Below are 21,350 nucleotides of genomic sequence, written 5' to 3' on the forward strand. Positions count from 1 at the left end.
CGCGCGTCCCGCAATGAGGGAGGAGCGCCACGGGCTCTCCGCGTCGAGTTCACTCCCGCGGCTGCACGATCTCGATATTGTCCTGGCCATGCGAGCCGTCGTCGAGCGACGACTTCACCAGACCTGCTTCGACGCGGCGGGCGAATTCGGTGGTGCCGCCGCTGGCCAGCTCCTCGGCCTGCGCGATCCATTGCTCGCGCTCGATCCGGCCGGCGAAGGCGAGATAGGAGCCGACCCATTTGGCGTGGTCGGGGGTCCATGCCGCGATCTGCGCGAAGTGCCAGATCCCCAGGCCGTGCAGTCGCGCCTCGTTCTGCTTGCCGATGCCCTTGATCAGCTTGAGATCATCAGCCTGTCCGCCGCGAGGCGCCGCCAGGCCGAGCGGCCGGCGACCAGCATGGGCGTCCTCGTTCTCGACCGCGGGCGCCAAATCCGGCAGCTGCGCCAGGAGGGCGTCGGCCTCGTCGCCGCTCAGCGGCGCATCGGCCGTATCATCGATCGTGATGGCCCCTGATTTCACCGCGCTCGAATGCGCGGTGTCGAGACCGGCCGCGAGCAGCTTCGCCTGAGCGATCCAGTGCTCGCGCTCGATGCGGCCGGGAAACGCCATGTGATCGCCGACCCAGCTCGCCTGGCCTGGCGACCATGCCGCGATCTGGCTGAAATGATGCACGCCGATCTCGTTGAGGATGCGCTCGTTCTTCGGGCCGATGCCCTTGATGAGCTTGAGGTCGTCAGCCGTGCCGTCGGGGGCGGGCAGGGCCCGTGGCCTGTCGTCGGCGGTGACGGTGGTCGGCGCTGAGGCCGCAACTTCGGCCGCAAGCTGGTCGGCTTCGGCCTCCGCGGCAAGGCGATCCGCCTCAGCCTTTGCTGCGGCGGCTTCCGCGGCCAGGCGATCGGCCTCGGCCTTTGCGGCAGCTTCAGCGGCCAATCGATCTGCCTCGGCCTTTGCGGCGGCTTCAGCGGCAAGACGATCGGCCTCGGCCTTCGCGGCAGCTTCAGTGGCAAGACGATCGGCCTCGGCCTTTGCGGCAGCTTCAGCGGCCAATCGATCTGCCTCGGCCTTTGCGGCGGCTTCAGCGGCAAGACGATCGGCCTCGGCCTTCGCGGCAGCTTCAGTGGCAAGACGATCGGCCTCGGCCTTCGCGGCAGCCTCCGCAGCGAGACGATCCGCCTCAGCCTTTGCGGCAGCCTCCGCGGCCAGTCGATCGGCCTCGGCCTTTGCGGCAGCTTCAGCAGCCAGGCGATCGGCCTCGGCCTTTGCGGCAGCTTCAGCGGCAAGACGATTGGCCTCGGCCTTCGCGGCAGCCTCCGCAGCGAGACGATCCGCCTCAGCCTTTGCGGCAGCCTCCGCGGCCAGTCGATCGGCCTCGGCCTTTGCGGCAGCTTCAGCAGCCAGGCGATCGGCCTCGGCCTTTGCGGCAGCTTCAGCGGCAAGACGATTGGCCTCGGCCTTCGCGGCAGCCTCCGCGGCCAGTCGATCGGCCTCGGCCTTTGCGGCAGCTTCAGCAGCCAGGCGATCGGCCTCGGCCTTTGCGGCAGCTTCAGCGGCAAGACGATTGGCCTCGGCCTTCGCGGCAGCCTCCGCAGCGAGACGATCCGCCTCAGCCTTTGCGGCAGCCTCCGCGGCCAGTCGATCGGCCTCGGCCTTTGCCGCAGCTTCAGCAGCCAGTCGATCGGCCTCGGCCTTTGCCGCAGCTTCAGCAGTCAGGCGATCCGCCTCTGCCTTTGCGGCAGCTTCAGCGGTCAGGCGATCGGCCTCGGCCTTTGCGGCAGCTTCCGCGGCTAGCCGATCAGCCTCGATGCTGGCTGCGGCTTGCGCGGCCGGCGAAGGGCTGTCTGCCCACGGGCGTGCCGGCGGCGCTGGGGCCGCCGTGAACGCCGCGCTGGTCCCGGGGCCTCCCGGCGCCATTGCGCTGCTGTCGCCGAGCCCGACATATTCCTTCAACTGTCCGCCGCTCAGGCAGCCGAGCACATAGGCGCTGACCGTTAGCAGCGCGACCTCGAGCCACAGCCCGGCGCGCCCCGGCAGCACGCTCAGCAATGCCAGAAGGGCGCCGATCCCGAAGGCCAAAGTGGCGGGCAGCAGCCAGCTGCGCAGCCAGTCCGGGCGCTTGTCGTCCGACCAGCTGTGCCAGCCGACGAAGCCGCCGATGACCGCAGCGAGCAGGATCCAGAATAAGAACGTCGTAAGGTCGTACATCATGATGTCAGCGCCTCACTTCACGACGAATTCAATGCGGCGGTTTTGCGCCCGGCCTTCCGCGGTGTCGTTGGAGGCGATCGGCCGGGTCTGGCCGTAGCCCGCCGAGGTCATGCGCGAGGTGTCGATGCCGGCCTCGCCGATGTAGCCGACCACGGCCACCGCCCGCCGCTTCGAGAGGTCCATATTGTCCTCTTCGTCGCCGACATTGTCAGTATGGCCTTCGATCACGATCTCGGCGTCCTTGCAGCGCTGCGCCACGACGACGATGTGGTCGAGCAGCGCCAGCGACTCGCGGCTGAGCTCGGCGCTGCCGGTATCGAAGCGGATCCGGCCCTTGGCGAGCAGGCCGTTGAAGGCCGGCTGGCAGGCCTCGGTGGGCAGTGGCGGGCTCTCCGGCTTGAGGCCGATCCTGACGTCCGCGAGCTTGACGTCACCGCCGGCTGCGTCGGTGAGCTCCTTGCGGACCTGCTCGGCCGACTTGTCGTAGATGGCCTCGCCCTCGATCGTGATGTCGGCGTCTTTCGCGGCGAGCTTGGTCGACCACAGCCGCGCCAGCGCCGGGAACGTCGCCTTGAGCGACGTGACGAACGCCTTCGGCGCGCCGTCGGCGGTTTTCAGGCCGTCCTCGACCGTGTCCGTGACGAAGGCCGCGCTGGCGGCCTCGACGAGATCGCGCCGTGCCGCGTCGTCAGGGACGTAGCCGCTCAATCGGACGCGGCCGTCCTGCTTCTGCAGTTCGAACGCGTAAGGCGACACCGGACCGTCGCGCACGTCGACCGCCGCGACCGCAAACGGCGCGGCGAGCGCGCCGGCGAGCGACTGCCGCACCGCCGCGCCGGTGACGTTGGCCAGTCCGACGCCGCTGAGCGAAATCTGCGCGTCGTTGATTTCGGCGCGGCCCTGGGCCAGCTTGCCGAGCTCCGTCAGCAGGCTCACGCTCGCTTTGGCGATGTCGCCCTCGGGCGCGCCGCGCGCGATGCCGATCTTGGCCGTGACCGTTCGGCCTGCGAATTGTCCATTCGCCGCGGCTGTGATCGCGTCGCGAACGGACGTGCTGGGCGCAAGGCCGGTCAGGGTGAGGCCGGTCGGGCCGAGCTCCGCCGACAGGCGATAGGGCTTGATCTCAGGCGGCACAATGTCGGCCTTGGCAAGCGTCAGCCCGCTCGGCAGCTTGCCGACGCCGGCCATGGCCTCGTCATACGCGGCGGGCGAGGGGACCTCGCCAGCGATCGTGTAGTTGGCATCGGAGATGACGACACGTCCGGTACTCAGCCGGGACAGCTCGGCCAGGGCATAAGTCGTGTACGCACTGAAATCGCCGGACGGCGCGCCGCGTGCGATCTGCATATGATGCATCACCGACGCGCCGGGCCAGGCCTTGGCCGCGGCAGCCTCGAGCGCGCGCCTGATCGCGTCGTTCGGTACCACGCCGGACATCACGACCGATTGACCCTCGCGGACCGCGCTCCAGATGAACGGCTTGGCCTCGGGCGGCAGGATCGACACCTTGTCGAGCACGGCGCCGCCCGGCAACTGGCGCATCGCAGCGACGGCCGCCTCATAGATGTCGGACGATGTCGCCGCACCGGCGAGCGAATAGGCCTTGTCCGCAAGCGCAAAGGTGCCGCCATTGAGCTTGCCGGCCTGCGTCAGTCCATGGCTGGCGATCGCCGCGAAGTCGGCGGGTGCACCCAGGGCATAGCCGAGGTGGTCGACCACCGCGCCGCTGCCGAGGGCGGCGCGCGCGGTTTTGATGAGGGCCTCGCGGACCGCGGGGGTCGGCACGCCGCCCTCGAGCACCAGCTGGTTGCCATCGCGCGCGGCGCGGAATGCGTAGGGCTTGGGCGTCGGCAGCTTGTCGTAATTGCCGACGACGAGCCGGACGCCATTCACGGCTGCGGCGTCGTCCAGCCGGTCCGCCTGCTCTGGACTGAACTCCGGCCCTTCGATGCGAACGTCACGGCCGGCGACCGAGACCTTCAACGCTGCGACGGTATCGGGGGCGGCGGACGCGACGGCGGCGCGGGCGCGCGGTGCGATCTCGTCTTCCACCCCGGCGGTCTTGAAGGCGATCGCAACCAGCCACAGCACGGCGATAGCGATCAGGCCTGGCCACCATTTCGATGGTTGATGCATGTGAGAGCCCCCGTTTCCCCACCTGCGCCGGGTTCAGTCGGATCAATCCGGCATCGCGAACCACGTGATCAGCGTAACAGAATCGGCTTCGAAGACCAGTCGTCCCCGCGTTGTGCCCTTGGCTATTCACAAGCGGGGCTGGCGCCGTGACCTGCAGCTGCGTTCCTCAAAACCTCGGCCGTTTCTGTTCGACGTTCAAGCCGATGAAGGTGCGATCAAACTGTGACCGTTCGACGACGGAGGCCCGTCAACGTCACGCCGTTCACGGACGCTGTTCTTCCAGCGCCCGCCTGAGCCGGCGAATGATGACGCCGCGGGCGCGATCATCCGCCGCCTGCTCGATGCGCTCGTGAATGTCGAGCAGCAGGCCCGACATGTCGTTGTGCCAATCAAGCCGCGTCACCGCTTCCGGCGCCAGCCGCCGCCGATGCGCTACGTCCAGCAAGGCCGGCGTCGCGCTGGTCAGCTCATAGACGTCGTCGAGCAGGGGCGAGAACAGCCTGGCCGACGGCACGATCCGCTCGCCGACCCGCGCCGCCAAGGCGGCAATGGCGGCGTCCTCGCCATGCGACAGGAACAGGCCGCGCGCGATCGGGCGACGCGCGGCGATCCAGCGCGCGATCTCGGCGCCGTCGGCATGGCCGGAGTAATCGTCGATCATGCGGATGCGCGCGGCGACCTTGATCTCCTCGCCCTGGATGCGCACTGCCTTGACGCCGTCCTGCAGGAAGCGCCCGAGCGTGCCGTTCGCCTGATAGCCGACCAGCAGCACCGTGGCGCGATTGTTCCACAGCCAGCGCTTCAGGTGATGGCGGATGCGCCCGGCGTCGCACATGCCGCTGGCAGCGATGATGATGTGGAAGCCCGTCAGCTTGGCAATCGCCTTGCTCTCATCCACCGTCTCGGTGAAGCGCAGGTGCGGCGAGGACAGCAACCGGCCGACATCATTGCCGCCGTCGAGGCTTGCGGCATGGTCGCGAAACACCTCGGTGGCGTGGATGGCGAGCGGTGAATCGAGGAAGATCGGCGCCGACGGAATCTCGCCGCGCTCCATCAGGCCAACCAGGTCGACGATCAGCTCCTGGGTCCGCTCCACCGCAAAGGCCGGGATCAGCAGCGCGCCCTTGGTCGTGGCGGCGTCGCGCACCTCGCCGGCGAGACGGCCTCTGCGCAGCTCCGGCGTCGTCGGTTCGCGGATGCGGTCGCCATAGGTGGCTTCCGAGATCACATAGTCGAACCCTTCAGGCGCCCGGGGATCGGGCTGCAGCAGCTTGGCATCAGGGCCGACATCGCCGGAGGCGAGCAGCCGCAGCGGCGCACCGTCGGCGCCTTGGCCCGCGAACTCGATCTCGATCGACGCCGAGCCCAGCAGGTGTCCCGCATTCCAATAGCGGGCGCGCACGCCGGGGATGATCTCGGTCCAGGTCTCGTAGGCGACGGCTTGCAAATATTGCAGCGAGGCGATCGCGTCGGCCTGGGTGTAGATCGGGGTCACCTCGCCGCGTCCGCGCGCGCTGTTGCGGCGATTCAGCGCCAGCACCTCCTGCTCCTGAATGTTGCCGGCGTCGGGCAGCATCCAGGAGCAGAGATCGATGGTGCCGCGCGTGGCGAAAATCTTGCCGTCGAAGCCCATGCGCACCAGCTTGGGCAGCAGGCCGCTATGGTCGATATGCGCATGCGTCAGCAGCACGGCATCGATGTCCGCCGGGCGGAACGGGAAGTCGCCGTAGTTCAGCTCCTTCAGCGTCTTCTGGCCCTGGAATAGGCCGCAATCGATCAGGATCTGGCCCTTGTCGGTGCGGACCAGGTAGCACGACCCGGTCACCGTATGGGCGGCACCGCAGAAGCGAAGGGTCACACTCATGGGGCCTCGCGATCGAAATTGAACAAGGTCTGACGCGCGGTCATCGCTGATGGCCGTTCGGTTCGTCGGCGAAGCCGTAACCATGGTCGGCCGCGGCTGCCGCCACCGCCAGATCATGCTCGGACGGGTCGCAGGTGAACACGCGGTAAAGTGGCTCACCGTGGTCGACCCGGTCGCCGATCTTCTTGAACAGCCTGATTCCGGCGCCCTTGTTGATCGGTGCGCCGGCGGTGCGCGCCAGGCGATTGAGCCGCAGACAGTCGATCGCCGACACGATGCCGTCGCGACCCGCCTTGACGTCGAAGGCGAGGTCGCCGAGTTCGTTCCGGCTCGTTGTCGGCCCCTGGGCATCGATGATCTTTTGCATCTGCTTCAGCGCCGCGCCGCTGTCGAGCAACTCCCGTGCCCGTTGATAGCCGGCGCCGCCGCGCAGCTTCGGATCATATTCGAGGAGATGCGCTGCCAGCCGCAGCGACTTCTCGCGCAAATCCGCCGGCGCGCCCGGCTCATTGCCGAGCACCGCCATCACATCGCGCGCTTCCAGCACCGGGCCGATGCCATTGCCGATCGGTTGGCGGCCGTCGGTCGCGATCACCTCGACGTTGAGGCCGAAGCGATCGCCGACGAACTCGAACAGCTTGCGCAGGCGCATCGCCTCCGCGCCGCTGCTGAGCTTGGCGGTCGGGCCGACCGGCAAATCGAGCAGCAGATGCGTAGAGCCGGCCGCGAGCTTCTTCGACAGGATCGAGGCCACCATCTGCTCGCGGGTGTCGAGGCTGAGCGGACGCTCCACCGAAATCAGGATGTCGTCGGCCGGCGACAGATTCACGTGGCCGCCCCAGATCACGCAGCCATTGCAGGCGGCGACGATGGATTTCATCTCCTCGGCGCCGACATTGACCCGTGCCAGCACCTCCATCGTATCAGCGGTGCCGGCCGGGGAGGTGATCGCGCGGGAGGACGTCTTCGGAATGGTCAGGCCGTGGGCGGCGACGATCGGCACCACCACCATCGAGGTGCGGTTACCGGGGATGCCGCCGATGCAGTGCTTGTCGACGACCACGGGCTCGGGCCATTTCAGCTGGGTGCCGGCATTGGCCATGGCGCGCGTCAAGGCCAGCAGTTCGCCTGATGTCATGAAGCTGGCCGAGCCGATCAGGAAGGCCGCAATCTCCATGTCCGAATAGCGGTAGTGGGCGAGGTCGTCGATGACGGCCGAGATCGCCTGGTCGCTCAATGTTTCGCCGCGGATCTTGGCGCGCACCGCCTCCAGGCTGTCAGGCGGGGTGGCCGGCGAGACGGTCGCGAATGTGCCGGCCGGCTCGGCGAAGCGCCGCAGCGCCGGTTGCGACAGCCCGATCTCGTCCGGCCCGACCAGGGCATCATCGTCGGTAATCAGGAGCGTCGCCAACAGCGTGCGCGAATTGCAGCGCAGCTCGACCCGGCTGAAGCCGCTGAACACTTCGGGGCGCAACGCCCGCGACCGGCGTGAGATCACGACCACGTTCTCGCGGCCGGTGTCGAGCGCGACGCTGCGGATTTTCAGTTGGGGACGGACGGAATCGATTGTGCTCATGGCGACCAGCATTATCCCTAGGCCGATCCCCGCCAAGCCCGTTGACCCAGATCATGCCCCGGCCCATCACTTGCCATCACACGGCATCCATCGGGCAAGCCGAATTTTTTCTGAACGTGTCCGGGCCAAATGCCGGCATTCGGGCCATGCAAGCAGCACGGCCCGAAAGCCGGCATTCGAAAATAAAGCTCAATCAATCCATATATTTGCGGACAGTTTCGCGTCCGGCCGCCCGGCCAGAAAGGACCAATGGTGCAGGGCCCGGCCTGCTCACGGCGACCCTGCGCTATCTGAGCAGATTAACTGATTGTTCAAGCCGATGGCCGAGGGTCGATCCAGGGGCGTCCGTCCCGGCCTGTGTGCGCGCGCCGTTGCGGCGCGTCGATGATCGAGCCCGACCGGAGTGGTAGATGCGGCAGATGATTGCGAGCTTCCTGAAGAATCAGGCTGGCGCGACTTCGATCGAGTACGCGATCATCGCTGGCGGACTGAGCATCGTGATCCTGGCAGCCGTGAACGGCCTGGGATCTGGCCTCAGCAGCAAGTTCACTTCGATCAACAGCTCGATCAAGTAATCGCGGTCCCATCGCGGGCCGCTCATGGCAAGGCGCCGTTGGTCTTTTACGGCGCCGCTTGCGTTTGTGCCGTCGCCGTGACGTTGCCGCCGGCAAGCAACGAGCTTCCGGCGGGGCATCGCCGGAAGCTCGTGGAGCAGTTGGAGGCTTAACAGTTCAACGTCACCAGTTGCGCTGAGCGCGCAGCAGCATGCTCACCGTGTCCTGGTCCTTCAGCTGGTAGATCGCGGCCGGCTTGGCCGTGCTCGCGACAGCCGGGGCGATGGCCGTCCCGGAGTACTTCTGGTCGAGGTGGCTGTAGGTCACGTCGGCCGAGAAGGTCAGGTTCTTGACCGGCGTCCAGCGCGTGATCAGGCCGATCTGCCCGAGATTGAAATCGGGGTTGCAGGTCGAGCCCGCGGTGAGCATGCCGGTCGCGGCGATGCCGGCGCAGATCAGGCTCGCGCCGGTCTGACCGTAGCGGACCTGCGCATAGGCGCCGTAGAGAGCCGAATTCCAGTTCGGATTCCAGTTGTGGGTGAACGCGCCGCGCATGCCCCAGGTCTGCACGGTCGAGAGCCCGGTGCCGGTCCCGAACACCGCGTCGCCGACGCCGGCGAAGCCGATGCTTTGATAGGCGCCGGTCACGCCGGTGCTGCCGTACATCGAATAGGATGTACTGGCCAGGCTCTGGAAATTGTAGCGGCTTGCGCCATCGGTATAGACTGCCTGCAGGTTGAGGACGTCGCCCGCGCCGGTCGGAATGTTCTTGACCGACAGCGACAGCTGTGCGGCCCAGCCCCATTTGTCGGACGGATGGCCCGAGGTCTCGGCCGCGCCGTAATAGGCGGCATGATTGTCATGCGCTGCGAACGACGCCTGGAAGAGACCCCAGGCCTGGTCGATGCGAACCATGCCGATGATGTCAGGAGCCACCGTGCCGCCGAAGGCGCTCGCGCCATAGCTGCCACCGAGCACTCCGGCTGCAGTGATCCCCGACGTGTTCCAGATGTTCGTGGTGAAGAACTGCGTCTGATCTTCCAGCGACACTGCGGCCGAGATGCCCTGACCGAAATCGGCCGTATAGGTGAACTGATTGACGCCGTTATTGGAGCCGCTGCCGCCGACCAGACCGTCGAAATTATTGCCGGGATAGTTGGTCCAGGGGGCGTCGAAGGTCGACACCGCCTTGCCCATCGTGAAGCCCGCGAACTGGATGAAGGCGTAGTAGACTCCGATGCTGCCGCCGGATATGGCGTCCCCCGTATAGGACGTTGCGCCGGCCCCCGCACCGGCATAGGACCCGGAGGTCCAGTTCATCACCGTCTCGAAGTAGGTCCGTACCACGCCATATTCGGTCGCGGTCCGCGTGTCGATGTTGAGGTTTTCGCGCGAGCGCATCTGGTAGCGATTGCTGAGGCGATTGTCGGCACCGGCCTGGCCCGAATAGGCGCCGCCATAATTGCTGTTGGTCCACAGCGCGGTCTCGGCGCGCAGATAGCCGCCGAGCTTGATGCAGGTGTCGGTGCCGGGGATGTAGTAGAACCCCGTGCCGTAGAGCGAGCACACCTTCACATACTCAACGGCCTTCGCCTTCAGCGGAAGGTCCGCGGCCTGAGCGGCTGCGGTGGACAATAACGCTGCTCCTGTTGCCAGGAGCAGGCCCCTCATCGTCTTCATCTTGGTATCTCCGGTTCATCGGCGATGCACACGTCCCCCGCGTGTCGCCCCTGGCCTTGCCAGATTGCTGCTCGCACACCTGCGTTCCGGGTCGGGTCGAACTCATCGACTTGCGATACGTGCGAGCGAAATGTGCGCGAGCTCATCTGGATTCGATCAATGTGCTCTGGTCTGCCGGTGCTTCACTTAGTTGCCGATCACGCCCGGCTGCTCGCACCGGCTTCGACGCAGCCACGCCGCGGTTCTGACGCTTCGCTGCCAATTTGTTAATGATGCCAATCGTGAATAGGGTAGATCAAAAAGCCGAATAATCGCGGCGCGCGGTGCAGCATTGCGCGCAGGCCGATGCGATCGCGCACCGCTGGCGATGCGCGATCGATCTCACGGAAGATCTCAGGAGAAGTTCTAATCGATAGGGAGCGCGGATCGGTGGGGCGTGGCCGCAACCAGCGCGCTTCGGCCGCCATCCGAGGCGCGCGTCATCGGAGCGATCGTCGCACGGATACGCCATCGCTTGACGAAGTCGAGAAAGACCTGCAGCGGCATCGGCGGTTGCCGCCGGCTCGGGTGATAGAGAAACAACCCGGGCGTTGCACTGCTCCAATCCGGCAGCACGCGGACCAATCGGCCTTCCGCCAGATGTGCGTCGACCAACGGCTCGACCAGATAGGCGATGCCGACGCCATCGAGCGCGGCATTCAGGGCCAGGTCGAAATCGTTGACGATCAGCGAGCCGTCCACGGCGATCTCGGCCCGTTGCTCACCTTGCTCGAACACCCAGGGCTGCAACGTTTCATCAGCGGGAAAGCGATGACGGATGCAATTATGTGCGCGAAGATCTTCCGGAGAAGACGGTGCCGGATGGACGGCGAGATAGTCTGGAGAGGCGACGGCGACGAATTGCAGGTCGTCGACCACGCGGATCACCTTCATGTCGCGCTCGACGCGATGCCCGGATCGGATGCCGGCATCGAATCGATTGCGCACAATGTCACTGTTCGTGTCGTCGACCGCCAGTTCGAGCTGGATGTCCGGATATTCGGCCAGGAACGATCTGATCAGCGGGCCCAGCCCTCTGATTGCGAACACGCGGGGCACAGCGATCCGCAGCGTTCCGACCGGCTTGTCGCGGAACGCGTTGATGCTCTCGATGGCCTGGTCGACCTGCTCGAAAATCGGCTGGATCTCTGCGAGCAGCCGCTCGCCGGCTTCGGTCAGTGCCACGCTGCGGGTCGTACGATTGAACAGCCTGACGTCCAACCGCTCCTCAAGGCTTTTGATTGTATGGCTGATGGTCGGCAAGGAGCAGCCGATCTGAGCTGCAGCCTTGGTGAAGCTCAACGTATCCGCGACGGCCGCGAATGCGGAGAGCTCAGAGAACTGGACCCGCGCCATGCTCTAGTCGTGCCGCGCCAGGCCTTGTCTCTGATCATGCTGAACCATTCATGCCCCCTGATACGCCGTGTCGTGCCGGACCGACTCCGCCAAGGTCGATCCACCATCACTGACCAGTCGCATCTGCTTGGAGGTCGCGCCTGATCATTCACCCGCGGTGCAGAACTAGGCGCGGCCTGCTCATTCCGCAAGCATCCAGGACGCATGGCATCGATCACAAATCCGCGTCAGGCGCTTGATCGGCATTGGCGGATCGACTCAGCTGAGCTGGACCGTTTTACCGAGGCGGAAAGGAAGACACGACGGGTCGCGGGGGAGGCGAGCCGCGTGGAGGAGTGTTGGACGGGCCGTCGCCGCACGCTCTCTAACTTAAGGGAACCCGATGTAAAGGGAACCCGCTGTTCGCAGGCCGGAGGGACGAGCGGGATGTGGTGTTTGCGCATCAACCCGCCTTGCGCGAACGCGCGCTCGTTCGGGCCGGCTTCTCGGCCTTCTTCGGTTCGTCCGCCTTCTTCGGCTCGTCTTTCGCTTTCTTGCCGCTGATCGGCAGCAGCATCTCGCGCTGGCCCTCGACGCGCTTCTTGGGTTTCTTGGCTTTTGCCTTCGGTGCGGGGGCAGGGGCCGCTGTGTCGGTGCTGGCGAGGCTGCGCTTCAGCGCGTCCATCAGGTTGATCACATTGCCGCTCGATTTCGGCGCGGCCTTTGCGGTGATCGCCACGCCGTTGCGCTTCTTGTTGATCAGCTCGATCAGCGCGGCCTCGTAATGATCCTCGAAATTCTCCGGATGGAAATCGGCCGACTTCTTCTCGACGATATGCTTGGCGAGATCGAGCATGTCCTTGGTGATGGTCACGTCCTGTATGTCGTCGAAATAGTCCTGCTCGCTGCGCACCTCGTAGGGGTAGCGCAGCAGGGTTCCCATCAGCCCCTTGCCGAGTGGCTCCAGCGCGATGATGTGCTCGCGGTTGGTCAGCACGACCCGGCCGATCGCGACCTTGTCCATGCTGCGGATGGTCTCGCGGATGACCGCGAAGGCGTCGTGTCCGACCTTGCCGTCGGGCACGAGGTAGTAGGGGCGGATCAGATAGCGGCTGTCGATGTCGCTCCGCGGCACGAACTCATCGATGTCGATGGTATGCGTCGAGTCCAGCGCCAGCTCGTCGAGCTCGTCCTTGGTCACTTCAATATAGGTGTCGGTATCGACCTTGTAGCCCTTGACGATGTCGTCATTGGTGACCTCTTCGCCGGTCTCGGCGTCCACCTTGCTGTATTTGATGCGATGGCCGGTCTTGCGATTGATCTGGTTGAAGGAGACCTTCTCGGATTCCGAGGTCGCTGGATAGAGCGCGACCGGACAGGTCACGAGCGACAGCCGCAGAAAACCCTTCCAATTGGCGCGCGGGGCCATGACCTACTCCACCTACTCTGAACTGACGATGTGCTCCGGACTGGACTGCTGCGGCGCGTGCTGCCGAGACGTCCGGCGAGGATAACACCCGAGCCCCCGGATTCAACACGGCTCCGCGGCTTATTTGCTCATCGGCGTTAACTGGTCGCGGGCGGGCTAAGCCGCCGGAACATCATCTGACGGCCGACGTTGCCAGAGGGAGTACGCGCACACGACAGCGCAATACCTTTTGAACTCGAGAGCTGAGGCGCCATGGCAACCAGACGACCGCCGCAGATCGTCGAAACTCCTACCGAGGCGCGCCAGGGGGAGCTGGGACCGTCGGTCCTGGCGATGCTCGCGATCTCTACCGGACTGGCGCTGCTGATTCTGGGCCTGATCTGGTTCGTGTTCTTCCACACCTGACGACGCGAGCGGCCGGCGCGGCCGCGCCGCGGCGATGCCGCCGGGGCGGCGTGCGTCTTGGACCGGCCCGCTCGGATCATCCGACCACGTCTGAGCCCGGCCGCGCACACGGCCGGGCTTTTCATTATTGCCCGCGATAGCCTATATGCCCCCAATCCTGTCGGCCCTTGCCGACGATCCTGACCGAGATGACCAAAAAGTAACGTGGTCGGTCGGGTTCCGTTCATGCGCGGTTCACGGCCTTCCGGTTCATCTTGAGGGCGGAAATCGTGCAGTTCAGCTTTGGAGGCAAGCGTGCGTCTGCTCGTTGTCGAGGACGATCCGGATCTCAACCGCCAGCTTACGACCGCGCTGAGCGACGCCGGCTACGTCGTGGACCGTGCGTTCGACGGTGAGGAAGGGCACTATCTGGGCGATAGCGAGCCCTACGATGCCGTGGTGCTCGATATCGGCCTGCCCAAGATGGACGGCATCTCGGTGCTGGAAGCGTGGCGGCGCAATGGCCGGGCGATGCCGGTTCTGATCCTGACCGCACGCGATCGCTGGAGCGACAAGGTCCAGGGCTTCGACGCCGGTGCCGACGATTACGTCGCCAAGCCGTTCCATCTCGAGGAGGTGCTGGCGCGCATTCGCGCGTTGCTGCGCCGCTCGGCCGGCCATGCCCAGAGCGAATTGACCTGCGGGCCCGTCACGCTCGACACCCGCACCGGTAAGGTCAGCGTGTCGGGCAATCCCGTCAAGATGACCTCACATGAATACCGGCTGCTATCCTATCTGATGCATCATTCCGGCCGCGTCGTGTCGCGCAGCGAGCTGGTCGAGCATCTCTACGACCAGGACTTCGACCGCGACTCGAACACCATCGAGGTGTTCGTCGGCCGTATCAGGAAGAAGCTCGACTGCGACGTCATCCAGACCGTGCGTGGCCTCGGTTATCTCCTGACGCCGCCACCGGCTGCCGGGGCGTAATCCGCCCTCCGGCGACGCCTTTCCCTGTGGCCCGGCGCCGGTCGTTTGGCTAATTTGCGGTCATGCGCCAGAGTTCACTTGCCACCCGGTTGTTCCTGTCCGCGACCGCGTGGCTCGTGGTCATCCTCGCCATCACCGGCATCGTGCTGTCCTCGGTGTATCGCAATGCGACCGAGCGCGCCTTCGACCGCCGGCTCAACCTCTATCTGCGGACGCTGATTGCCGAGGTGGCGACCCCCGACGATCCGCCGGAGCGCCAATTCCAGTCGCTCGGCGAGCCGCTGTTCGAACTGCCGCTGTCCGGCTGGTATTGGCAGATCACCCGCACCGACGCCGACAAGCCGGAGGTGCGGGCGTCGCGCTCGCTGTGGGACAAGAAGCTGCCGAAGCTGGAAGATCAAGGCATCGAGTTGACCGCGGCCGGTATCAGGATCGGCTATGTCGAGGGGCCTGAGAACCAGGACCTGCGGATGGTCGAGCGTCCCGTCGATCTCGGCTCCGACGGCAAGTTCCTGGTCAGCGTCGCCGGGGATGCCTCGGAGATCTTCGACGAGACCCGCAGCTTTGATTATTACCTCGGCGGCACCTTCACCGCGCTCGGCATCGTGCTGCTGCTGACCACGATCTTCCAGGTCCGCTACGGCCTCGCGCCGCTGAAGCGCATCTCCGAATCGATCGCCGATATCCGTTCCGGCCGGGCGGAGCGCCTGGAAGGGGAGTTTCCGGTCGAGATCGCGCCGCTGGCGCGCGAGACCAATGCGCTTATCGACGCCAACCGCGAGATCGTCGAGCGCGCGCGCACCCATGTCGGCAATCTCGCCCATGCGATCAAGACCCCGCTCTCGGTCATCGTGAACGAGGCGGCGACGCATTCGGCCGATCCGTTCGCGGCCAAGGTCATGGAGCAGGCGGATGTGATGCGCGATCAGCTTGCCCACCACCTCGAGCGGGCCCGCATCGCTGCCCGCGTCACCATCGTCTCGACGGTAACCGAGGTAGCGCCGGCGATCGAGGCGTTGCGCCGCACCATGGAGAAGATCTATCGCGCGCGGAGCATCGTGGTCGAGACGACCGCCGATCCGGCCGCCCGGTTCCGGGGCGAGCGCCAGGATCTGGAGGAAATGGTCGGCAATCTGGTCGACAATGCCTGTAAATGGGCGACGTCGCGGGTCGCGGTCGAGGTCAGCGTGGAGCCGCCGGCCCAGGCGGGGGCCACGCCGATGCTGCGCATCATCGTCGACGATGACGGCCGCGGCCTGTCGGCGGCCGAGCGCGCCCAGGTGCTGCGCCGCGGCCAGCGGCTCGACGAATCCAAGCCCGGGTCGGGGCTGGGCCTGTCGATCGTCAACGATCTCGCCGGCCTCTACGGCGGCCGTTTGACGCTAGACGACGCCCCGATCGGGGGGCTGCGGGCCGAGCTGAGATTGCCCGGCGTCTGACCGGGCGGCGATTTTCGCCATCCTAAAGGTGTTCTTAATAACGCGGGCGCTATGGTTGAGGCCGGGGTGCGCGATGTGCGCTCTCGCCGTGGAAATTTGCACGCCGGCGCATGGGTCAGACAGCTCACGAGCGGTTAAGGGAATATCTCGGGCAGCTGCCGCCGAACGCGCAGTCGCTGTTGATGCGCGAGTTCGAGCGCGCCATCGAACGCGGCCAGGATGTCGCGGTCGCCACCTTGGTGCTCGAGCAGTTGCGCAAGGTGGTGCGTCCCGCGCCACCCGCCGCGCCGCCGACGCCCGTCGCAGAGCCGGTGCGGCCGCAACCGGCCATCGAGGTCAGCCGTCCGCCGGCACGCGAGGATCGCCGACAGAGCGGCGACGGTCCGCGCCGGCTGTTTCGCCCGCTTGAGCCTTTCCTGACCGATTCTTCGGGTCCGCTGCGTCCGGGCCAGATCCGCCGCGCCTCGCTGCTCGCCGTCTGGCAGTGGCTCGGCCGCGAAGGCGCGCCGGAGCGCTATGCCGAGTTCGAAGCGGCGCTGTCCACCGCGGGCGATGGCTCGCGCGAGGTCGAGATGGCGGCCCGCAAGCTGCAGCTTGCCACCGCCGAGGCGCTGATGAAGCTGGTCGGCCCCAACGCGACCGGCGACCGCCAGCGCGCGCTCGCGCGCATCGGTGCTCCCAGCGTAATCGAGGATCTGCTGCCGATCGCCCTCGTGTTGCAGAATCGCGAGGCGCTCGACGGTCTCAACGGGCGGCTGCCCGGCATCATCCGGGTGCTCGGCGATTCCCAGATCGCTTCGGTGACCGACGCCATCAACGTGCCGTCATTGCAGACCCCGCTGATGCTGCCTTTCGCGCTGGCGCTGGTGATGCAGCGGCTCGCCGCGCCCTGGCAGATCATCCGCCTCGCCACCAAGATCGCGGCTTCCGATGACGAGATCCGCGTTGCGGCGACGCCGTTCGGCGTCGCCGTCACCATTGCGCTGAACGATCTGGCCAACCTCGCCACGGTGCTGCGTGCCGACATCCGGCGCGGCCATTTCGCCAATCTCGGCGATACGCTGAAGACGCTGCATGATGGCGTTCGCGGCCTGCGCACCGAGCTCGATCTGCGCTCGGAATCGAATTGGGGCAAGCAGCTCACCGCGATCCGCGCTGACATCTCCAACGCGCTGCAATCGGAGATCGACAGCGTGCCGGGCCGTGCCCGCCGCATCCTGCGCCAGCGCGCCGACAAGGACATTCCGGCCGGTGCCGGCGTCGATACCAGCGAGGTCGAAGAGGTCGCGGCGCTGATCGAGTTCGTCGCGGTGTGCCGCAACTACGCCAGTGAGCTCGCCATCAACGAGGTGACGCTGCGGACCTATTCCGATCTGCAGCAATATGTCGAGAAGGCCACCGAGGCTCTGGTGCAATCGCTTCGCAGTGGCGATGCGCGGGCGCGCGCCTATCGGCAATCGCAAGTCTCGGCGGCGATCCGCTTCTGCCACGTCCTGTTCGGCAATGATTATGCCCAGCTGATGAGCCGGGCCGCCGAAAATGCGCTGAATGGCGAGCGAAAATCTTCACGCGCTGGTTGATCTCTCTGCTATAGTTCCATCGTTTTTAGATTGTGGTTTCGTCTGGTCTCGCTCCGGGGCTGGGCACCCGTTCCCGCTGTCAATTTCAGACTTTTCATCAAGACCATGATTTCCGTCATCAACTTCGTCGAGGTCGAGAACCGCGTTGTGCGGGCGACCTATCGCAACCTCATGATCAAGGCCAAGGTCGTGCTCGTCGACAAGACGAGCGGGGCGCCGCTGCCCGATCCCGTCACCACGATTGCGTCTCCGGTCCCGGCAGGGTCGCTGCGGATCAGGCTGACCGACGAGATCAGGCCGGGCACCTACTTCCTCATGGCGCTGAACGGCCACGGCACCTATCTGGCCAAAAGCGCGGATTTCGAGGTGCCCTAATTACGTAATCTTCCTGAGTTTTTTGGCTTCGGGGGCTGGGCTACCAGGGTGGCAATTGTGAATTGCCGCCGGGAACGGTGCTGGTTAAAAGCTGCGCAACGCGCGTCTGCCGGTGGACGCCGCCTGGAACTCTGTCTGATGACGCTCTGGTTCGTGTTTGCCGTGATGACGGCCGCGGCGATCTTCGCCGTCCTGCTGCCGCTCGGGCTCGGCGCGCGCGCCGCGTCGGACGGCCGCGAGGTCGCCGTCTATAAGGACCAGCTGGCCGAGATCGAGCGTGATGTCGAAACCGGCCTGATCGGCAAGGTCGAGGCCGAGGCGGCGCGGGTCGAGATCGGCCGCCGCCTGCTGGCTGCCGCCGAGCAGGAGGGCGAGGCGCCGGTCCAAACCAGCCTCGGCCTGCGCCGGCTTGCCGCCGTGCTGGCGCTGATCGGGCTGCCGATCGTGGCGCTCGCGGTCTATCTGCCGCTCGGTTCGCCGCAATTGCCGGACTTTCCGCTGACCGCCCGCGCCACGCCCGCGGACGGCTCGCAGCCGCTGGAGAACCTGGTGTCGCAGGTCGAGCAGCATCTGCAGAAGAACCCGACCGACGGCCGCGGCTGGACGGTGCTCGCCCCCGTCCTGGCCCGGCTCGGCCGCACCGAGGACGCGATCCGCGCCTATCGCAACATGATCACCTATGCCGGCGACGGCGCATCCAAGCGCGCCGATCTGGGCGAGATGATCGCGGCCGCCGCGGGGGGCGTCGTCACCGCCGAAGCCAAGGCCGAGTTCGAGCGCGGCCATGCGCTCGACGCCGATGAGCCCAAATCCAATTATTATCTCGGCGTCGCCGCCGAGCAGGACGGCCGCAAGGACGATGCCGCCGCGATCTGGCGGAAGATGCTGAGCAAGGGTCCGGCGGACGCGCCGTGGCGGCCGCTGGTCAGCGCCGCACTTGCCCGGGTCGGCGGCGGCGAGGCGCCGGCGCTGCCGAACGAGGCCATGGCCGCCGCCAAGGGCATGAGCGACAATGACCGCGAGACGATGATCCGCGGCATGGTCGACCGTCTCGCGGCGCGATTGCAGCAGAATGGCGACGACGTCGAGGGCTGGCTGCGGCTGGTGCGCGCTTATGTCGTGATGGGTGATCTCGACAAGGCCCGATCGGCGTTATCGGATGCGCGCCAGGCCGTGAAGGATACAGAACGGTTGCGCCAGCTCAACGAGGGCGTGAAGACGTTCGGGCTGGATGGATGAGCGGCGCTTCCGCCGCCAACGGGATGTTGGGATGACACGCAAGCAGAGGCGTTTGACGATCATCGGTGGGGCGCTGTTCGTGCTCGCGGTCGCAGCCGGGCTGGTGCTGAATGCGCTGCGCGATTCCATCGTGTTCTTCTCGACGCCGACCATGGTGGCCGAGAAGCATATCGGCCCGGGCAAGCGCTTCCGGCTCGGCGGCCTGGTCCAACCTGGCTCGCTGAAGCGCGGCGACGATCTCGCGGTGACGTTCGAGGTTGCGGATGGCGGCGCCAAGCTGCCGGTCGCCTATAAGGGCATCCTGCCGGATCTGTTCCGCGAAGGGCAGGGCGTCGTCGCCGAGGGCGCGCTCGATGCCGCCGGTGTGTTCAAGGCTGACACCGTGCTTGCCAAGCATGACGAGACCTACATGCCGAAGGAAGTCGCCGACACGCTGAAGAAGCAGGGCCATTGGAAGGACGATTACGGCAAGCCGCAAGCGGCGAAGCCGGGCCCGGTGTCGATGCGCGAGGGCGAGAAGACGGCGGCAGGAGCGACCCAGTGATTGCAGAGAGCGGACATTATGCCCTGGTGCTGGCGCTCGCGCTGGCGCTGATCCAGTCCACCGTGCCGATGCTTGGCGCGCATCAGCGCGACGTTGCGCTGATGAATGTCGGCCGCTCGGCGGCATTGGCGCAGCTCGTCTTCGCCGGCCTGTCCTTCATCGCGCTGATCACCCTGCACGTGACCTCGGATTTCTCCGTCGCCAACGTGTTCGAGAATTCGCACTCGATGAAGCCGCTGCTCTACAAGATCACCGGCGTGTGGGGGAACCACGAAGGCTCGATGCTGCTGTGGGTGTCGATCCTGGCGCTGTTCGGCGCCATGGTCGCGCTGTTCGGCAACAATCTGCCGCTGTCGTTGCGCGCCCGCGTGCTCGCGGTGCAGGCCTGGGTCGCGACCGCCTTCTATCTCTTCATCCTGATGACCTCCAACCCGTTCGCGCGGCTCGCCACCCCGCCGATCGAGGGGCGCGACCTCAATCCGGTGCTGCAGGACATCGGCCTCGCGGTGCATCCGCCGATGCTCTATCTCGGCTATGTCGGCTTCTCGATCTCGTTCTCCTTCGCCATCGCCGCCCTGATCGAAGGCCGCATCGATGCCGCCTGGGCGCGCTGGGTGCGTCCGTGGACCCTGATGGCCTGGATCTTCCTGACGCTCGGCATCGCCATGGGCTCGTACTGGGCCTATTACGAGCTCGGCTGGGGCGGCTGGTGGTTCTGGGACCCGGTCGAGAACGCCTCGCTGATGCCTTGGCTCGCCGGCACCGCGCTCTTGCACTCTGCGCTGGTGATGGAGAAGCGCAACGCGCTCAAGGTCTGGACCATCCTGCTGTCGATCCTGACTTTCTCGCTGTCCTTGCTGGGCACCTTCCTGGTGCGTTCCGGCGTCATCACCTCGGTGCATGCCTTCGCCAGCGATCCCACGCGAGGCGTCTTCATCCTCGGCATCCTCGTGCTGTTCATCGGCGGCAGCCTGACTTTGTTCGCCGGCCGCGCCACCGCGCTGAAGCAGGGCGGCCTGTTCGCGCCGATCTCGCGCGAGGGCGCGCTGGTGCTGAACAATCTGCTGCTCACCGTGAGCTGCGCCACCGTGCTGTTCGGCACGCTCTATCCGGTCATCATGGAGGCGCTCGACTTCAAGCTCTCGGTCGGCGCGCCGTTCTACAATCTCACCTTCGGCCCGCTGTTTGCGCTCTTGCTGCTGATCGTGCCGTTCGGCCCGATGCTGGCCTGGAAGCGCGGCGATCTCGTCGCCGCGGCGCAGCGGCTGCTTGCGGCCGGCGTCGCGTCGCTGGTGGCGATCGCGATCGCCTGGGCCTGGGCGCGCGGCGGCAGCGCGCTGGCGCCGCTCGGCATCGGACTCGGCATCTTCGTCATCACGGGGGCCATCGTCGATCTCGTCGAGCGCAGCGGCGTCGCGCGCGTCCCCTTCAGGACCGCGCTGCACCGCACCCGCGGCCTGCCGCGCTCGGTCTGGGGTACCGCCTTCGCCCATGCCGGCCTCGGTATAGCCCTGCTCGGCATCGTCTGCGAGACCACCTGGAACAGCGAGCTGATCTCGACCTTGCGTCCGGGGGATGTCCGCAATCTCGCCGGCTACGAGATCAAGTTCGACGGCATGACCCAGCGCCAGGGGCCGAACTTCACCGAGGTCGTCAGCACCTTCATCATCAGCGAGGACGGCAGGCAGCTCAGCGTGATGACGCCGTCCAAGCGCAGCTTCGCCACACGTGGCATGTCGACCACGGAGGCGGCGCTGATGACCCGCGGCGTCAGCCAGCTCTATGTCTCGCTCGGCGACACCACGGCCGATGGCGGCCTTGCCGTGCGCATCTATCACAAGCCGCTGGTGCTCTTGATCTGGTTCGGCCCGGTGCTGATGGCGTTCGGCGGGCTGCTCTCGCTGTCGGATCGGCGGCTGCGCGTCGGTGCGCCGCGGCCGGCCCGTGCGGCGCGCGCGCTGCAGCCGGCGGAGTAAAGCG

16 protein-coding genes are annotated in these 21,350 nt (G+C 66.3%); 9 read left to right on the plus strand and 7 right to left on the minus strand.

Annotation, left to right across the window (positions count from 1 at the left end; translation table 11 throughout):
* Window positions 1–49: 49 nt before the first annotated feature.
* The 4 genes from HL671_RS13025 to HL671_RS13040 form a co-directional block, all read right to left on the minus strand.
* Window positions 50–2,206 (minus strand): cell envelope biogenesis protein TolA, encoded by a 2,157-nt coding sequence (locus HL671_RS13025; protein ID WP_246705855.1) that lies wholly within the window; start codon window positions 2,204–2,206, stop codon window positions 50–52.
* A 12-nt stretch (window positions 2,207–2,218) separates the two neighbouring features.
* On the minus strand, window positions 2,219–4,342 hold the full coding sequence (locus HL671_RS13030) for an OmpA family protein (protein ID WP_172236607.1): 2,124 nt from the start codon (window positions 4,340–4,342) through the stop codon (window positions 2,219–2,221).
* A 262-nt stretch (window positions 4,343–4,604) separates the two neighbouring features.
* Entirely contained in the window at window positions 4,605–6,206 is a 1,602-nt protein-coding gene (locus HL671_RS13035; protein WP_172236608.1) for an MBL fold metallo-hydrolase, read from the minus strand.
* Window positions 6,207–6,246: 40 nt separating this feature from the next.
* Entirely contained in the window at window positions 6,247–7,782 is a 1,536-nt protein-coding gene (locus HL671_RS13040) for a thymidine phosphorylase family protein (protein WP_172236609.1), read from the minus strand.
* A gap of 410 nt (window positions 7,783–8,192) precedes the next feature.
* On the opposite strand from HL671_RS13040, the gene HL671_RS13045 reads away from it, so the two are divergent.
* Window positions 8,193–8,357 (plus strand): Flp family type IVb pilin, encoded by a 165-nt coding sequence (locus HL671_RS13045; RefSeq protein ID WP_041750640.1) that lies wholly within the window; start codon window positions 8,193–8,195, stop codon window positions 8,355–8,357.
* 162 nt (window positions 8,358–8,519) lie between these two features.
* On the opposite strand, the gene HL671_RS13050 is transcribed toward HL671_RS13045, so the two are convergent.
* The 3 genes from HL671_RS13050 to ku form a co-directional block, all read right to left on the minus strand.
* On the minus strand, window positions 8,520–10,016 hold the full coding sequence (locus HL671_RS13050; RefSeq protein WP_012043202.1) for a porin: 1,497 nt from the start codon (window positions 10,014–10,016) through the stop codon (window positions 8,520–8,522).
* Window positions 10,017–10,421: 405 nt separating this feature from the next.
* Window positions 10,422–11,411: a LysR family transcriptional regulator gene (locus HL671_RS13055; RefSeq protein WP_172236610.1), complete on the minus strand. Its 990-nt coding sequence runs from the start codon at window positions 11,409–11,411 to the stop codon at window positions 10,422–10,424.
* A gap of 442 nt (window positions 11,412–11,853) precedes the next feature.
* Window positions 11,854–12,819, minus strand: coding sequence for a non-homologous end joining protein Ku (gene ku / locus HL671_RS13060; protein WP_172236611.1), 966 nt, complete (start codon window positions 12,817–12,819; stop codon window positions 11,854–11,856).
* 252 nt (window positions 12,820–13,071) lie between these two features.
* Here ku and HL671_RS13065 point away from each other — a divergent pair, with 252 nt between their 5' ends.
* The 8 genes from HL671_RS13065 to HL671_RS13100 all read left to right on the plus strand — a co-directional run bounded on the left by HL671_RS13065 (window position 13,072) and on the right by HL671_RS13100 (window position 21,346).
* Window positions 13,072–13,224 (plus strand): hypothetical protein, encoded by a 153-nt coding sequence (locus tag HL671_RS13065; RefSeq protein WP_012043205.1) that lies wholly within the window; start codon window positions 13,072–13,074, stop codon window positions 13,222–13,224.
* A 294-nt stretch (window positions 13,225–13,518) separates the two neighbouring features.
* The gene (locus HL671_RS13070) at window positions 13,519–14,193 is read left to right on the plus strand and encodes a response regulator transcription factor (protein ID WP_006614547.1); all 675 of its coding nucleotides are present in this window, start codon (window positions 13,519–13,521) and stop codon (window positions 14,191–14,193) included.
* 62 nt (window positions 14,194–14,255) lie between these two features.
* Window positions 14,256–15,632, plus strand: a complete 1,377-nt coding sequence (locus tag HL671_RS13075) for a sensor histidine kinase (RefSeq protein WP_012043206.1) — start codon at window positions 14,256–14,258, stop codon at window positions 15,630–15,632.
* Between the two features lie 110 nt (window positions 15,633–15,742).
* Entirely contained in the window at window positions 15,743–17,212 is a 1,470-nt protein-coding gene (locus HL671_RS13080; protein ID WP_012043207.1) for a hypothetical protein, read from the plus strand.
* 105 nt (window positions 17,213–17,317) lie between these two features.
* Window positions 17,318–17,587 (plus strand): hypothetical protein, encoded by a 270-nt coding sequence (locus tag HL671_RS13085; protein WP_012043208.1) that lies wholly within the window; start codon window positions 17,318–17,320, stop codon window positions 17,585–17,587.
* Between the two features lie 138 nt (window positions 17,588–17,725).
* Entirely contained in the window at window positions 17,726–18,826 is a 1,101-nt protein-coding gene (gene ccmI / locus HL671_RS13090) for a c-type cytochrome biogenesis protein CcmI (protein ID WP_012043209.1), read from the plus strand.
* Window positions 18,827–18,857: 31 nt separating this feature from the next.
* Entirely contained in the window at window positions 18,858–19,370 is a 513-nt protein-coding gene (gene ccmE, locus HL671_RS13095) for a cytochrome c maturation protein CcmE (protein ID WP_012043210.1), read from the plus strand.
* Window positions 19,367–21,346 carry a heme lyase CcmF/NrfE family subunit gene (locus HL671_RS13100; RefSeq protein ID WP_172236612.1) on the plus strand — a complete coding sequence of 660 codons (1,980 nt, stop codon included), beginning with the start codon at window positions 19,367–19,369 and terminating at the stop codon, window positions 21,344–21,346. Before ccmE ends, HL671_RS13100 begins: the two co-directional genes overlap by 4 nt.
* Window positions 21,347–21,350: the final 4 nt, after the last annotated feature.

The sequence above is a fragment of the Bradyrhizobium denitrificans genome (assembly GCF_013179005.1).
In the GTDB taxonomy this organism is placed as follows: Bacteria; Pseudomonadota; Alphaproteobacteria; order Rhizobiales; family Xanthobacteraceae; genus Bradyrhizobium; species Bradyrhizobium denitrificans.